The sequence below is a fragment of the Bosea sp. 685 genome (assembly GCF_031884435.1).
Taxonomy (GTDB): Bacteria; Pseudomonadota; Alphaproteobacteria; order Rhizobiales; family Beijerinckiaceae; genus Allobosea.
In genome coordinates, this window is record NZ_CP134779.1 from 5,642,365 (window position 1) to 5,658,074 (window position 15,710).

The window sequence follows — 15,710 nt, forward strand, 5'->3', positions numbered from 1 at the left end:
CCGGAACGCGGAGACCAAGCGCATGACCGTCACCACACGTCGCGAGTTTCTGGCCGGGGCCGCCGCGCTCGGCTTCGCCTCCGCCTTGCCCTTCCGCGCCAGCGCCGCCGGCAGCCTCACCGCCGCGATCTATCCCGGCACCTGGGAGGAGGCCTATCGCGGCGTGCTGGCCCCGGCCTTGAAGAAGAGCGCCGATATCGATGTCGCCTTCGACTCGCTCTTCGCGGTCGACCAGGTCGCCAAGGTGCGCGCGGCGCGTGGCGTGCCGCCCTTCGACTGCTTCGTGCTCGACCCCGGCCCGGCCGCCTCGGCCATGCAGGCCGGCCTGTTCGAGCCGATCGACGCCAGCAAGCTCACCAACGCCGCCAAGGTCCCGGCCGGGCTGATCACCTCGCATGCGGTGACCTGCAACGCCCAGGTTGTCGGCATCGCCTACAACCCAAAGAAGTTCGCGACGCCGCCGAAGAGCTGGGCCGACCTGTTCAAATCACCTTATGTCGAGCGCCTCGGCCTGACCGGTTTCCAGACCACATTCGGCACGGTCTCGATCATCGAGATGGCCAAGGTCTTCGGCGGCTCCGAGACCAATGTCGAGCCGGTCTTCGCCGAATTGAAGAAGGCGGTCGAGAAGGCTGCAGCCGTCGCCGCGCCGGCCGCGATGCCCGGCCTGTTCCAGCAGGGCCAGATCGACGTGATGTACACCAACACCAACACGGTCGCGATCCTCAAGGGGCGCGGCGTCAGCATCGAATTCGTCCAGCCCGAGACCGGCGCGATCACCTTCCAGACCACGCTGCACATCGTGAAGGGCGCCGACAACGTCGCCAGCGCCTATAAATACATGGATATGGCGATCTCGGCCGAGGTCCAAAGCGCGCTGCAGAAGCAGCCCTACAACATGATCCCGATCAACAAGGACGTGAAGCTGGTCGAGACGCTCGACATCAAGTCGGTGGACGAGCTGACCAAGATGGTCACGCATGACTGGACCAAGATCAACCCGCTGCGCGCCGCCTGGATCGAACGCTTCAACAAGGAGATCACCAAGTAGGGGTGGCAGCCATGGCTGGAGCGGCGATGGCAGGCGGCACAGGAGACAAGGTCGATTGGCGCCTCGCGGCGCCGCTCGGCCTGACCTATCTCGCCTTCTTCGCCGCGCCTTTCGCGATCCTGCTCGGCATCAGCTTCTATGCCGATGCCGAGCAGACGCGGCTGGGCCTCGACAGCTGGGCCAAGTTCTATGGCGATGCCTTCTATCTGAAGGTGATCGTCGACACGCTGAAGCTCGGCGTCTTCGCGGTCACCGCGACGACCTTGCTCGCCTACCCGCTGGCGCTGCTGTTCCGGGCCGTGGGGCCACGCGCGCAGCGCGTCCTGATCTTCATCATCCTGATGCCGCTCCTGACCTCGGTCGTGATCCGCACCTTCGCCTGGATCGTGATCCTGGCGCGCGAGGGCGTGGTCAACCAGACCCTGCTGGCTCTGGGCATCACTGCTGCTCCGCTCAACCTGCTGCAGACCGAGCTCGGCCTGGTGATCGCCCTGACGCAGATCGAGATGCCCTTGATGCTGCTGCCCCTGCTCACCGTGATGAACCAGATGGACCAGAACCTGGTCGACGCCTCGCGCGCGCTCGGCGCCTCGAAATGGCGGACCTTCTTTCGCGTCATCCTGCCTTTGACCCTTCCGGGCTGGATCGCCGGCGCGACCCTGGTCTTCGCCTCGGCGACGACCGCCTTCATCTCGCAATCGGTGATCGGCGGAGCGCGGCTCGTCTACCTGCCGGCATTGATCTGGCAGCAATCCATGGTGGTCTATAACTGGCCCTTCGCCGCGGTTGCCTCGCTGACGCTGCTGTTCACCGTGCTTGCCGGCATCATGGCGCTGGGCTGGCTCGGCCGCTTCGCCAGGACGGGTTGAGGGCAAAGGCGATGCAGCGTTCGACCTTCAGCGACGTCACCTATGCATGGGCCATCGGCCTGCTCGCCGGCTTAGGCGTCCTGATCCTGATCGGGCCGGTCTTGATCGTGATCGCGACCTCCTTCACCACCTCACAGACGCTGCGCTTCCCGCCGCCCGAGCTCTCGCTGCGCTGGTATCGCGACCTGTTCGATCCCGTGCGCTCTGCGCAGATCCACAGCGCAGCGCTGAACAGCGTCTGGGTGGCGGGGCTAGCGACCATCATCGGGGCGGTGATGTCGGTGCTGGCGGCCCTGGCGATCACACGGGTGGCGCGGCCCTCGGCGCGCATCCTGGAAGCGAGCTTCCTCTCGCCCTTGATCCTGCCGACGCTCTCCTATGGGCTGGCGGCCTTGATGTTCTTCTCGGTCATCGGCATCAGGCCCTCGCTCAACCTCCTGATCGCCGGCCATCTCGTGGTGATCGCGCCCTTCATCTTCCGCACCACGCTGGCGAGCCTGACGCAGCTCGACCCCGCCTTGCTGGAGGCCTCCGCCAATCTCGGCGCCAGCCGGTTCTACGGCTTCCGCCACATCACCTTGCCGCTGATCGCGCCGGGCATAGCGGCCGGCTGCTTCCTCGCCTTTATCTCCTCGATGGATAATGTGCCGGTTTCGCTCTTCCTGTCGAACGCGCGCACCGGCATGCTGCCGATCCGGATGTGGGGCATGATGGAATCGACGCTGGACGTGCGCGTCGCCGCGATCGCCGGCGTGGTGATCCTGGCGACGCTGATCCTGATGATCGTGATGGACCGATTGACCGGGCTGACGAAACGCATCAGCGGATGACGAGTGGAGACTGGCCTTGACCTATGACCGCGACCTGATCGGCTACGGCGCCAACCCTCCCGACCCCAAATGGCCGGGCGGCGCGCGCATCGCCATCAACTTCGTGATGAATTACGAGGAAGGCTCGGAGCCCTCGATGCAGGATGGCGAGGGCTATACCGAGACGGCGCTCACCGAATCGAGCAGTCTCAGCATGGCGGTCAAGGGCCGCGATCTCGCCGGCGAAGGCATGTTCGCCTATGGCAGCCGCGTCGGCTTCTGGCGCTTGATGCGGCTCTTCCAGGAGCGCGGCCTGCCTTTGACCGTGTTCGGCTGCGCACTCGCGATCGAGCGCAACCCGGAGGCTGCAGCCGCGATCCGGAGCTCGGGCTTCGACGTCTGCTGCCATGGCTGGCGTTGGATCAAGCATTATGAACTCAGCGAGGAGGAGGAGCGCGAGCATATCGCCAAGGCGATCGCCTCGCTCGAAGCCACGATCGGCGAGCGCCCGCTCGGCTGGTATTGCCGCTATGGGCCGAGCGTGAACACGCGCAGGCTCGTGGTCGAGGACGGCGGCTTCCTCTACGATTCCGACGCCTATGACGATGAATTGCCCTATTGGAAGGTCGTCGACCGCAAGCCGCATCTCGTCGTGCCCTATTCGCTCGCCAATAATGACGGCAAGTTTGGCTCGGGCTACTTCGCGACCTCGTCCGACTATTTCGACTGGCACAAGGACGCCTTCGACATGCTCTATGCCGAAGGCGCGACGCAGCCCAAGATGATGTCGGTGGGCCTGCATATGCGCCTGATCGGCCATCCCGCTCGGGCGGCGGGGCTCGCGCGCTTCCTCGACTATGTCCAGGGCCATGAAGACGTCTGGATCACCGGCCGTCTCGACATTGCCAAGCATTGGGTGAAGACGCATCCCTTTGCCGGCACCCTCGCCTGAAGGAACCTATCTTGGCCTCGCATGATCTGATCGTCGCGCTCGGCGACACGCATTACCGCGTCGAACGGCCCTTCGGCTCCTGGCCGCAGAACACCGGCTTCGTCACCGATGTCACGGTCGATTCCCGCGGCCATATCTTCGTGATGCTGCGGCACGACCCGCTGGTGCACCCCAACGATCCCCGGGTGATCGAACTCGCGCCCGACGGGACCTATCTCGGCGGCTGGGGCGGCGATCTGATCGCGGATTCCCATATGCTGACGGCCGATGCCACTGGGCGCATCCTCTGCGTCGATCGCGACATGCATGAGATCATCATCTGCTCGGCCAAGGGCGAGCGGATCAGCGGGCTCGGCCAACGCGGCCAGCCGCTCGCGCCCTTCAACCACCCGACCGACATCCATGTCTCGGCCTGGGGCGAGATCTATGTCGCGGACGGCTATGCGGCGAGCCGGGTGCATCGCTTCTCCGCCTATGGCGTTCATATCCAGAGCTGGGGCGAGCATGGCGACGGCGACGGCCAGTTCGGCTGGCCGCACGCGATCTGGACGCATGCCGATGGTCGCGTGCTGGTCGTCGACCGGACGCATGACCGCGTCCAGATCTTCGACCGCAACGGCAACCATCTCGGAAACTGGACCCATTTCCGCGACCCCGTGGCGATCTGGGGTGACGCGGACGGCAATAGCTATGTGACCGATACCCAGCCGACGCTTCAGAAGATCGGCCCCAAGGGCGAGAAGCTCGGCCGCTGCCGCCCGTTCCTGAACGGCGCGCATGGCATCTTCGGCACGCCCGAGGGCGATATCCTGCTCGCCGAGAGCAGCCCCAGCCGGCTCACGCGGCTGCGTCGGCTTTGACGAAACGATCCAACCGGATCGGAAACCGCTCTTGAACGTGTAGTGCGGAGGATCGGGCCTCGCGTGATCAGCGTGGCGGCGGAGGCACCGCCGCGCTGAAAGCGTGAGCAATCTCCGCGCGGGTCGCGATCCAGAGCTTCTCCTGCCGCCCGGCCAGCAGGCGCAGGATGTCGCGGAAGGCGGCGAAGCGCGCCGGACGCCCGACGATGCGCAAGTGGAAGCCGATATTCAAAAGCCGCGGCAGGCCGCACGCCGCCTCATCCTCCAGAACGCCGAGCGCATCCTCGACATAGTCGACCATCTCGCGGGCGCGGACGAAGCCATTGGGGTGGAAGAACTTCATGTCGTTGCTGTCGAGCGCATAGGGCACGACCAGCAAGGGGCCGCTCGCCGGCGAGCGATCCCAGTAAGGCAGATCGTCATCGAAGCCGTTCGAGGTGTAGAGGAAGCCGCGCTGCGCCAGCAATTCGCGCGTCCACGGGCTTTCGCCGCCCCTGCAGAAGAAGCCCAGCGGCCGCTGCCCGGTCGCGGTCATGATCGCTTCGACGCAGCGCTCGATATCTGCCGCCTCGCGTTCGGGATCGTCGTAATCGGCATGCGGCCGCCAGCGCCAGCCATGGATGGCGGGTTCATGGCCGCGCGCGACGATCGTCCTCGCCAGCCCCGGCAGGCGCTCGACCGCGCGACCGCAGAACAGGAAGGTCGACCGGATCGCGCTTTCGTCCAGCGCAGCGAGCATGCGCCAAAGCCCGGCGCGCGTGCCGTAGCCGAAGATCTGCTCCTGACCCTGGTCGCGCTTGCCGGGCGGCACCACGCTGGTCACCTCGCCCATGGTCTCCGAGCGCGCATCGCCGTCACCAACCTGGAGCTCGGCGCCTTCCTCGAAATTGACCACGACGGAGACGGCCAATCGCGCGCCGTTGGGCCAGGTGAAATCAGGCCAGGTACCGCCATAGCCGAGGAGATCGCGTTCACTCATGACAGCGAGCCTAGCGGCGACCGGCGCCGCGGCCAATCGCGCGCAATGCGTTTTCGCCCGCCATCATGATTGCGCGGCAATAGCTCAGATCTCGGCCGCATCCAGCCGCCGATAGAGCGGCAGCGCGAGCGGCGCGATCCGGCGCACGATGCTGCGGAAGGGCTGCGGCCTTGGCTCCGACAGGGGCAGGCCCAGCGTCTCGATCGCGACGCCCTGCGTCGCCCGGGCGAGCTCGCGCCCAAGCGAAACGGACAAGGCCACCGCCCGGCCGTTGCAGCCGACCCAGCCGAAGCCGTCCGGCCCCAGACGATGGATGCGCGGAAAGCCCGGCACCTGCGGCGTCAACAGATTGTCCGGGGTCATGCCGACATAGCCCGACCAGACATAATCGAATTCGACATCGCCGAGCTGCGGCCAGAGACGCTTCAGGCGCTCCGCCACAGCCGGACGCAGATTGGCGCCGCCTGCTCCGGGGAAGACCGCGGCGCCACCGGTGACCAGGCGATTGCGGGCGTCCCAGCGCGCGAAATAGAGCTCGCGATGGGTATCCGACATGGCCTGCCGGCCTGGGATGACGGTCTTGGCGATGTTGTCGCTGAGCGGCTTGGTCGCCATCTGCCAGGACAGAACGGGGATGACCTCATTGGCGATCCCGGGCGCGAGGCCTGACTCGCATTCGCCGGTATAGGCGTTCGTCGCCAGCACCAGCGCGCGCGCCGTGACGGAGCCCCGCGCCGTCTTCACGCACCAGCGGCCGTTCTCATGCGCCATCGCTGTCGCGGGCGCGCGGGCATGGATGACCGCGCCGAGCTTCAGCGCGACCTCGGCGAGGCCACGGGTGAGCGCGAGCGGGTTGATATGGCCGCCGGTCGGGTTCCAGAAGCCGCCGAACCAGGCCTGCGAGCCCAGCATCTCGGCAGTCGCGGCGCGATCCAGAAGCGCGACCGGCGCTCCGATCGCCGACCACTCCCTGACCCGTTTCTCGGCGAGCTTGAACCGGCCGGGCGAATGCACCGGCTGGACCCAGCCGGCCTGCTCGGCCTCGGCCGGGATGTCGTATTTGCCGATGAGGTCGAACAGATACTGGGCACTGTCGCGCAGCACCGCGTTGAAGCGCTCACCGGCTGCGCCATGGCGTTTGACCATGGCGGACGGGTCATGGCCGGCAAGCGTCGGGATGACCTGGCCGTTATTGCGCCCCGAGGCGCCCCAGCCGGGCTCGGCGGCCTCCAGAACTGTGACGCTGACCCCGCTCTCGCGCAGATGGATCGCGGTCGAAAGGCCGGTGAAGCCGGCTCCGATCACCACGACGTCAGTGGTGACATCCCCTTCCAGCGCAGCGAGGATCGGGCCGGGCTGGGCGGTCGCGGCCCAAAGCGAGGGCGGCCAGGTGACGGAAGCGGAGGCTGTCATGGGGTGGGTCTCGTCAGGCGAAGACGAAGGCGCAAGTGTGGTGCGCTTTCTGGGGAAGAGCGCCATCCTCGCCTCGCTTTGTCCCTGCCGCAAGTCGGCGCCTTCCCCCAAGGCGGCCAAGACGAGATGTATTTGCTATAAATCAACCGGAAAAGAGAATTAACCCATCATTCTTTTGCGTTTTCTTTCCTCCTGTTGAAAGTTTCATCTTCGAAACGCTATGTGTGCGGCGCAGCGCGATCTGCCGGAAACGCTTTGGCGCGCCGGTTGCGCGGCCGGGCCCGTTCGGCTGAACTCGGCGCCTGTTGGCTTTGGATTCAAGGGGGCGTCATGCCACTCAAGCATGTTCTCGGTATCGACCACGTCATGGTTACGGTGCGCGATCTCGACGCGTCGGCCGCCGCCTGGAAGCGCCTGGGGTTCACGGTCTCGCCGCGCGGCACGCATTCGCCGCATCTCGGCTCCGGCAACTACACGATCATGTTCGGTGAGGATTATATCGAGCTGCTCGGCATTCTCACCGAGACCGAGCACAACAAGCCGATGCGCGATTTCCTTAGGACCCGCGAGGGTGTGGAGCGCGTGGCCTTCACGACCGACGATGCCGCTGCCGGCGTCGCCGAACTGCAGGCGCGCGGTATCGCCGCGGACGGGCCGGTGCATTTCGGCAGACCGGTCGAACTGCCCGGCGGACGCGTCGGCGAGGCCAAATTCAACGTCTTTCGCTGGCCGCTGGACGAGAATCCGGGCGGCCTGCGGATTTTCGCCTGCCAGCACCTGACGCGCGAGACGGTCTGGGTCCCGGAATGGCAGAGCCACGCCAATGGCGCGACCCGCATCCGGCGAGTTGACGTTCTCACCGCCGATCCCAAGGCGGCAGCCGCGCATCTGAGCCGGCTCATCGACGAGCCCGCCTCCGAAGTCGAGGGCGGCTGGCAAGTGCCCACCGGCGGCAAACGCGCCGATGTGCTCTTCTCCGAGGCTGCCGCATTCGCCCGGCGCTACCCGCAGGCGGCGCGCACTGGGGCCCCGCCCGAGGGGCTGGCTTCGGTGGTGCTGGAAAGCGTCGATATCGAGCTTACCAAGGCAGCGCTCGGCGCAGAGGCGCTCGCCCATGACGGCGCCGTCAGCGTGCCGGCGAGCGCCGCCAACGGCATCATCGTGAGCTTCGTACCACAGTAGAGCGCGCCTTCTTTTTGGGCGGCGCCGTGGTTGACGGGCGCTGCCATGGCTCGCATCGTTTCCCTTACGTGATCGCAGGACCAAGGATTTCCGTCATGGACATGACCCGCCGCGCCGCGCTTTTGACCAGCGCCGCCATTGCCGCGAACGTGCTGAACCCGATGCGCTCCTTCGCGCAGGCGACGCCACGCAAGGGCGGGGTCTTCACGGTGCATTATGGCGCAGAGCAGCGCCAGTTGAACCCGAGCCTGCAGGCCTCGACCGGCGTCTACATCATCGGCGGCAAGATCCAGGAGCAGCTGGTCGATCTCGACGCGGCCGGCCAGCCCGTCGGCGTGCTCGCCGAGAGCTGGGAGGCCGCGCCCGACGGCAAGACCATCACCTTCAAGCTGCGCAAGGGCGTGAGCTGGCATGATGGCAAGCCCTTCACCTCGGCGGATGTGCAGTTCACCGCCATGGAGATGTGGAAGAAGATCCTGAATTACGGAACGACGCTGCAGCTCTTCCTCACCGCCGTCGACACGCCCGACCCGCTGACCGCCGTGTTCCGCTATGAGCGGCCGATGCCGCTGGCCCTGCTGCTGCGGGCGCTGCCCGATCTCGGCTACATCTCGCCGCGCCATCTCTATGAGGGCAAGGGCGACATCCGGCAGAACCCGGTCAATCTCGCGCCGATCGGAACCGGCCCGTTCAAATTCGTGACCTATGAGCGCGGCCAGCATGTCATCGCCGACCGCAACGCCGATTACTGGCGGCCGAATGCGCCCTATCTCGACCGCATCGTCTGGCGCGTCGTCACCGATCGCGCGGCGGCGGCCGCCCAGATGGAAGCCGGCCAGATCCATTACAGCCCGTTCTCGGGCCTGACGATCTCGGACTCCGCCCGCCTCGCCAAGGATCCGCGCTTCATCGTCTCGACCAAGGGTAATGAGGGCAATGCCCGCACCAACACGGTGGAGTTCAACTTCCGCCGCAAGGAACTCGCCGACATCCGCGTCCGTCAGGCGATCGCGCATGCACTCGACATCCCCTTCTTCATCGAGAATTTTCTGGGCGATTTCGCCAAGCGCGGCACCGGACCTGTGCCCTCGGTCTCGACCGATTTCTACCCGGTTGATAACGGGCCGCAGTACCCGTTCGACAAGAAGCTCGCAGCCAAGCTCCTCGACGAGGCCGGCTTCAAGGCCGGCACTGGCGGCACGCGCTTCTCGCTGCGGCTGCTGCCGGCGCCCTGGGGCGAGGACATCTCGCTCTTCGCCACCTTCATCCAGCAGTCGCTCTCCGAGGTCGGCATCAAGGTCGAGGTCGTGCGCACCGATGGCGGCGGCTTCCTGAAGCAGGTCTATGACGACCACGCCTTCGATCTCGCCACCGGCTGGCACCAGTACCGCAACGACCCCGCCGTCTCGACGACGGTGTGGTATCGCTCCGGCCAGCCCAAGGGCGCGCCATGGACCAATCAGTGGGATTGGACCGACCCGACCATCGACAAGATCATCGACGATGCTGCGACCGAGGTCGACGTCGCCAAGCGCAAGGCGCTCTATGGCGACTTCGTGCGCCGGGCCAATACGGAACTCCCGATCTGGACGCCGATCGAGCAGATCTTCCTGACCGTGATCAACGCCAAGGCCCGCAACCACTCCAACACGCCGCGCTGGGGCTCCAGCTCCTGGCATGATTTGTGGTTGGCGGAGTGAGCCCCTCACCCACCGAACCCGTCGCTTCCGGCCGATGTCCATGCGCGTTCTCGTCCTAGCGGGGCGGCGGCTTGCCGCCTCGATCCCGACGCTGGTCCTGATCCTGATCGGCGTGTTCCTGCTGTTGCAATTCGCACCGGGCGACACGGTCGATGCGATGATGGCGCAGATGGGCGGCGGCGATGCGGCGACCGCCCGCGAGCTGCGCCGGTTCTATGGCCTGGACCTCTCGGTCTGGGCCCAGCTCGGCAATTATCTCTGGCGGTTGGTCCGGTTCGATCTCGGCTTCTCCGCGATTTACGGCAAGCCGGTCGCGACCGTGATCGCGGAGCGGCTGCCGGCGACGATCCTGCTGATGACCGCCTCGCTCTCGCTTGCCTTCTTCTTCGGGCTGATCCTGGGCGTCGTCGCCGCGCGCGGCGTCAACCGCTGGCCGGACACGCTGATCTCGACGCTCGGCCTCGTCTTCTACGCGATGCCGACCTTCTGGTTCGGGTTAATGGCGATCGTCGTCTTCGCGATCTACCTGCAATGGCTTCCGGCCGGCGGGTTCGAGGACATCACGATCGCCCATACCGGCCTGTCGCGGCTGCTCGACATTGCGCAGCACCTCGTCTTGCCGACGCTGACGCTCGGCCTGTTCTACATGGCGATCTATCTGCGCATCATGCGCGGCTCGATGCTGGAGGTGCTGAACCTCGATTTCGTCCGCACGGCCCGGGCCAAGGGCATGGACGAGACGCGGGTCGTGGTGCGCCATGTCCTGCGCAACGCGCTCCTGCCGATGGTGACGCTGATCGGCCTGCAAGCCGGCACGATGCTGGGCGGCTCGGTCGTGGTCGAGAGCGTGTTCTCGCTGCCGGGCTTGGGCCGGCTCGCCTATGAATCGGTGGTGCAGCGCGACCTCAACACCTTGCTCGGCATCGTCTTCGTTTCGGCGCTGCTGGTGATCGCGGTCAATTTCATCGTCGACCTGCTCTATGCCCGGCTCGACCCGCGCATCACCACGGGGGCCTGAGGCGATGGCACTGGTGAAACTCTATCTCCGCAGCCCCTCGGCCATCATCGGCCTGTTGCTGTTGCTCGCCGTGCTCGCCATGGCCGCCAGCGCCGGCTGGCTTTATCCGAAGGATCCGCTGGCGCTGGCCGGGCGGCCGCTGGTCTGGCCGTTCAGCAACCCGCGCTTCCTGCTCGGCACCGACAATTCCGGCCGCGACATCGCCGCCCAGATCTTCCACGGCGCACGCATCTCGCTCCTGATCGGCGTGGTCGCCACAGTGATCTCGATCATGATCGGCATCACCATCGGCGCCTTCGCCGGCTATTATGGCGGCTGGGTCGATACCGCGCTGATGCGCATCACCGAAGCCTTCCAGACGCTGCCGAATTTCCTGCTGCTGCTGGTTCTGGTCGCGGTCTTCGGCTCGACCATCACCACCGTGACGGTCGCGATCGGTATCGTCTCCTGGCCTGCCTCGGCGCGGTTGACGCGCGCCGAATTCCTGTCGCTGCGCAATCGCGAATTCGTCCAGGCCGGGCGCACGCTCGGCCTCAAGGACGCCAAGCTGATCTTCGGCGAGATCCTGCCCAACGCCCTGCCCCCGGTCATCGTCTATGCCAGCGTCGTGATGGCGGTCGCGATCCTGCTGGAAAGCGCGCTCGCCTTCCTCAAGCTGTCGGACCCGAATGTCGCCTCCTGGGGCAATCTGATCGGCGCCGGCCGCGATGTACTGCGGGTGCAATGGTATGTCTCGGCCATTCCCGGCATCGCGATCCTCGTCACCGTGCTCGCCGTCTCGCTGGTCGGCCAGGGTCTCAATGACGCGCTCAACCCGAGGCTCAGAGGTCGATGAGCCCGATCCTCGTTCTCGACGCCGTCAGCGTGAAGCTGCCGAAGGGCGCGGACCGCTCGCACGCCATGACGGAGGTGACGCTTTCGGTCGCCGCAAATGAAATTCTCTGCGTCGTCGGCGAATCCGGCTCCGGCAAGTCGATGACCGCCAATGCGATCATGCGGCTGCTGCCGGGCGGGGTCGCAATCGATGGCGGGCGGATCCTGTTCGAGGGGCACGATCTCGCCGGCGTCAGCGAGGCGCAGATGCGTAGGGTGCGCGGCGCCGGCATCGCGATGATCTTCCAGGAGCCGATGACGGCGCTGAATCCGCTGCGCTCGATCGGCGACCAGATCGGCGAGATGTTCGAGATCCACACGCAGCTCTCGAAAGCCGAGATCGGCGCGCGCGTGCTGGCGCTGCTCGAAGAAGTGCGCATTCCCGATCCCGCGCTCGCCGCAAAAGCCTATCCGCACGAACTCTCCGGCGGCCAGCGCCAGCGCGCCATGATCGCGATGGCGCTGGCGCTCGATCCGAAACTGCTGATCGCCGACGAGCCGACAACGGCGCTCGACGTGACGACGCAGGCGCAGATCCTCGAGCTGATCCGCGACCTGCAGAAGCGCAAAGGCACGGCCGTGCTGTTCATCACCCATGATTTCGGCGTCGTCGCCGAGATCGCCGATCGGGTCGCGGTGATGAGCCAGGGCCGCGTCGTCGAGCAAGGCAGCGTCAGCGCCGTGCTGGAGAACCCGCAACACGCCTATACCAGGCAGCTCATCGCGGCCGTACCGCCGCTCAAAGCGCCGCCGCCGCGCGCGCTTTCGGCCGAGCCGACTCTGAGCATGGAGCATGTCTCCAAGACCTATCGCACCGGCGGTTTCCTCGGACGCGGGCAGCGCGTGACCCATGCGGTCAAGGATGTCTCGCTGGTGCTGCCCAAGGGCGGCACGCTCGGCATCGTCGGCGAGTCCGGCTCCGGCAAATCGACGCTCGCGCGCTGCCTCGTGCGGCTGATCGATCCGGACAGCGGCGAGATCCGCCTGAACGGCCGCGATCTCGCCTGCCTGAGCCGCGAGGAGATGCGGGCCGAGACCCGCCATATCCAGATGGTGTTCCAGGACCCGTTCGCCTCGCTCAATCCCCGCCGCAAGGCCGGTGAATTGGTGGCGCAGGGGCTGATCGTGCATGGCACGCCGCGCGCGCAGGCTCTGGCCCGCGCCAGGGAGCTCTTCGCGCTGGTCGGGCTCGACCCTTCAGCGACCGACCGCTATCCGCATGAGTTCTCCGGCGGCCAGCGCCAGAGGATCGGCCTTGCGCGTGCCCTGGCGCTGGAGCCGGATGTGCTGGTAGCGGACGAGCCCGTCTCGGCGCTCGACGTCTCCGTGCAGGCGCAGGTGCTGAAGCTCCTGGCGGAGCTGCGCCAGCGACTGGGTCTCTCGATCGTCTTCATCACCCATGACCTGCGCGTCGCGGCGCAGGTCTGCGATCTCGTCGCGGTGATGAAGAGCGGTGAGGTTGTCGAGGCCGGCCTCATCGGCGAGGTCTTCGGCAACCCGCAGCACGCTTATACGCGCGCGCTGCTCGCCTCGATTCCCGGCCGCGACTTCGGATTGAAGCGCGAGGCCGTGACGGCATAATACTGACGGCGTTTGGCCCCGACTTATGGCTGAGCCGCCGCCGTCATTCCGGGGCGATCCGAAGGATCGAGCCCGGAACCCAGAACCGATACCGCTGCTCGAGAAGGCTCGGGGTACCGGCTCGCTTCACGACGACCCGCATCGGTTCTGGGTTCCGGGCCCATGGCTCCGCCATGTCCCGGAATGACGGCGGAGGACAGCGCCATCGGCCAACTCTGGAGGCCGTGACGGCGTAAACTGCTCTGCCGCTATCGCGGACGTCTCATAGCCCGCGGAAGACCGGTTCGCGCTTGCCGAGGAAGGCCGCGACGCCCTCGCGGAAATCCTGCGTCAGCGTCGCCTCCAGAAAACGCCGGCGCTCGCTCTCCAGATGCGCCTCCAATGGCGCGGCGAGCGCATCGTCGATCAGGCGCTTGAAGCTGCCATAGGCCGCCGTCGGGCCCGCTGCGATGCGTGCGGCGATCTCGCCTGCGCGGCTGTCGAGCTCGGCTTGCGGCACGACCTCGGTGACGATGCCGGCTGCGAGCGCGGCCTGCGCATCGAGAACCTGCCCGAGCAGCATCATGGCGAAGGCGCGTCCGCGCCCGACCTTGCGCGGCAGGAACCAGGTACCACCGCAATCGGGCGGCGCGCCGATGCGGTCATAGGCGATGACGAAGCGGGCCTTGTCGCTCGCCAGCAGGATGTCGGCGCTGAGCGCGATGCTCAGACCCGCACCGGCAGCCGGCCCCTGCACGACGGCAAGGACGGGCGCGGGGCAGGCGCGCAAGGCGAGGATCGCAGGGTGGAGCGCTCCGAGCAGGGCGTCAACGACCTGAGCCGGCGCGTCGCCGAAACTCGCGACATCGCCGCCAGCCACGAAAGCGCGCCCTGCACCGGCGAGCACGATGCAGCGCAATCCAGCCTGCGCGACGGCGTTGGAGACAGCCTCCCGAAAGGCCGTCGCGGTCGCGACATCGATGGCGTTCAGCACATCGGGACGGTTGAAGGTGATGCGGGCGATGCCACTTGCCGCATCGAATGTCGCGGTGACCGGCGCCTCAGACATGATCTGCATCCTTCCCTGTTATCCGCCCTTGAGCCCGTTTGGACACTCCGCGAGCCCGCATCCCGAGGAGCCATTCCCCCTACAACATCACGCCGAATATCGTATTCGGCCTGATGTTGTAGGGCTTTGATCCTGCATCGGCTTGTCCCGAAAACCGGTTCCCACATTTCGGGCCAATGCTGCTGGAAATGGCGCCTCGAAGGATGCTCCAAGAGGCTCCGAAGATATCTGGAGCATCCTTCGAGACGCCGCTACGCGGCTCCTCAGGATGAGGGCTTACCGAGTGTCCAAACGGACTCTAGCCGACGGCCGGAGAATCCATCGCCGGCCTTGCCTTCCGGCCGCCGCAGCGTCACCTAAAGGCGATGCATCGCCGTCTCGTCTTCGAGGAGCCTGTCTCGCGCGCCGCGCTGTGGAGCCGGCGGCTGGCCTGGTTCTCGCTCGCGGTCCTGCTGCTGTCGGTGCTGGTGTTCCGGGCGGGCGAGCCGAGCCTGCAGGGGCTCGCTCCGATTGCCGGCGCCTATGGCTTCGTGCTGCTCGCGCTGCTCTTGTCGGTCTTGGCCTTCATCCGCATCTGGCAGTCCGGCCATCGCGGCGTCGGCATGGCGGCGCAGGCTTTCGCCCTCGCCCTCCTGCTGCTCGCACCAGTGGGCTATGTCGGCTTCAAGCTCGTTACGCTGCCGGCCCTGAACGACATCTCGACCGATATCGACGACCCGCCCGCCTTCAGCCGCTCGCGCGTCGCGCTCGATGCGCGCAAGGGCCTCATACCGCCCGATATTTCGCCCGAGCAGCGGCGAGCTCAGCGCCAAGCCTATCCCAAGACCTTGCCGATCGTCCTGGAGGTGCCGGCGGAGATGGCTTTCGACATCGCCAGGCGCGCGGCGCTCAATCGCGGCTGGCAGGTGCTCGAATCGGCGCGACCGGGCGGGCGCAGTGGGGCCGGCCGCATCGAGGCGGTGGCGCGCACGCGCCTGCTGCGCTTCTCCGACGACATCACCATCCGGGTGCGCCCGCGCGTCGATGGCAGCCGGATCGATATCCGTTCGGCCTCGCGCCTCGGCAACCATGATCTCGGCGCCAACGCCGCGCGCATCGCGGCCTTCGCCGAGGAGGTCGAATCGCTGGTCGAGACTCGCTAGAGTCGGAACAGGATGCGAACGATCGATTCGCACTGTTGCGCATCCTGAGGCTCCGGTGATGGCTCTGTCCTGTCCACCTACACGCCGTCATCCCGGGCGTAGCGAAGCGTAGACCCGGGATCCATGCCGGAGCGCTGCCTGATTAGGCTCAGGAATGGATCCCGGATCGGCGCGGCTTCGCCGCTTGTCCGGGATGACGGCGAGATTCCGAGGATAAACGGCCCTCGCGTTCC

Annotated in this window: 14 protein-coding genes; 11 read left to right on the top strand and 3 right to left on the bottom strand. The window is 66.5% G+C overall.

Features of this window, described 5'->3' with window-relative positions:
* Positions 1-22: 22 nt before the first annotated feature.
* The 5 genes from RMR04_RS27570 to RMR04_RS27590 are packed head-to-tail and all read left to right on the top strand — an operon-like array spanning position 23 to position 4,541.
* Positions 23-1,051, top strand: a complete 1,029-nt coding sequence (locus RMR04_RS27570) for an extracellular solute-binding protein (RefSeq protein ID WP_311911713.1) — start codon at positions 23-25, stop codon at positions 1,049-1,051.
* A gap of 26 nt (positions 1,052-1,077) precedes the next feature.
* Positions 1,078-1,920 (top strand): ABC transporter permease, encoded by an 843-nt coding sequence (locus RMR04_RS27575; protein WP_311911714.1) that lies wholly within the window; start codon positions 1,078-1,080, stop codon positions 1,918-1,920.
* An 11-nt stretch (positions 1,921-1,931) separates the two neighbouring features.
* The gene (locus RMR04_RS27580; RefSeq protein ID WP_311911715.1) at positions 1,932-2,750 is read left to right on the top strand and encodes an ABC transporter permease; all 819 of its coding nucleotides are present in this window, start codon (positions 1,932-1,934) and stop codon (positions 2,748-2,750) included.
* 16 nt (positions 2,751-2,766) lie between these two features.
* Positions 2,767-3,681, top strand: coding sequence for a polysaccharide deacetylase family protein (locus tag RMR04_RS27585; protein WP_311911716.1), 915 nt, complete (start codon positions 2,767-2,769; stop codon positions 3,679-3,681).
* An 11-nt stretch (positions 3,682-3,692) separates the two neighbouring features.
* Positions 3,693-4,541, top strand: a complete 849-nt coding sequence (locus RMR04_RS27590) for an NHL repeat-containing protein (protein WP_311911717.1) — start codon at positions 3,693-3,695, stop codon at positions 4,539-4,541.
* 67 nt (positions 4,542-4,608) lie between these two features.
* Here RMR04_RS27590 and RMR04_RS27595 read toward each other — a convergent pair whose 3' ends face one another.
* Positions 4,609-5,520, bottom strand: coding sequence for a polysaccharide deacetylase family protein (locus RMR04_RS27595; RefSeq protein WP_311911718.1), 912 nt, complete (start codon positions 5,518-5,520; stop codon positions 4,609-4,611).
* 84 nt (positions 5,521-5,604) lie between these two features.
* A complete protein-coding gene (locus RMR04_RS27600; protein WP_311911719.1) occupies positions 5,605-6,933 on the bottom strand; it encodes an NAD(P)/FAD-dependent oxidoreductase in 1,329 nt (442 codons plus the stop codon).
* A 330-nt stretch (positions 6,934-7,263) separates the two neighbouring features.
* Here RMR04_RS27600 and RMR04_RS27605 point away from each other — a divergent pair, with 330 nt between their 5' ends.
* The 5 genes from RMR04_RS27605 (at position 7,264) to RMR04_RS27625 (ending at position 13,287) form a co-directional block, all read left to right on the top strand.
* Positions 7,264-8,115, top strand: a complete 852-nt coding sequence (locus RMR04_RS27605) for a VOC family protein (protein WP_311911720.1) — start codon at positions 7,264-7,266, stop codon at positions 8,113-8,115.
* A gap of 95 nt (positions 8,116-8,210) precedes the next feature.
* Entirely contained in the window at positions 8,211-9,815 is a 1,605-nt protein-coding gene (locus RMR04_RS27610; protein ID WP_311911721.1) for an ABC transporter substrate-binding protein, read from the top strand.
* Between the two features lie 40 nt (positions 9,816-9,855).
* Positions 9,856-10,833, top strand: a complete 978-nt coding sequence (locus RMR04_RS27615) for an ABC transporter permease (protein WP_311911722.1) — start codon at positions 9,856-9,858, stop codon at positions 10,831-10,833.
* A gap of 4 nt (positions 10,834-10,837) precedes the next feature.
* Complete coding sequence (locus RMR04_RS27620; protein WP_311911723.1) at positions 10,838-11,668, top strand: ABC transporter permease; 831 nt, start codon at positions 10,838-10,840, stop codon at positions 11,666-11,668.
* Positions 11,665-13,287 carry an ABC transporter ATP-binding protein gene (locus RMR04_RS27625; RefSeq protein ID WP_311911724.1) on the top strand — a complete coding sequence of 541 codons (1,623 nt, stop codon included), beginning with the start codon at positions 11,665-11,667 and terminating at the stop codon, positions 13,285-13,287. Before RMR04_RS27620 ends, RMR04_RS27625 begins: the two co-directional genes overlap by 4 nt.
* A gap of 262 nt (positions 13,288-13,549) precedes the next feature.
* Here the strand turns inward: RMR04_RS27625 and RMR04_RS27630 are convergent, their stop codons facing one another.
* Positions 13,550-14,335 carry an enoyl-CoA hydratase/isomerase family protein gene (locus RMR04_RS27630; RefSeq protein WP_311911725.1) on the bottom strand — a complete coding sequence of 262 codons (786 nt, stop codon included), beginning with the start codon at positions 14,333-14,335 and terminating at the stop codon, positions 13,550-13,552.
* Between the two features lie 365 nt (positions 14,336-14,700).
* On the opposite strand from RMR04_RS27630, the gene RMR04_RS27635 reads away from it, so the two are divergent.
* Positions 14,701-15,477: a DUF1499 domain-containing protein gene (locus RMR04_RS27635; RefSeq protein WP_311911726.1), complete on the top strand. Its 777-nt coding sequence runs from the start codon at positions 14,701-14,703 to the stop codon at positions 15,475-15,477.
* Positions 15,478-15,710: the final 233 nt, after the last annotated feature.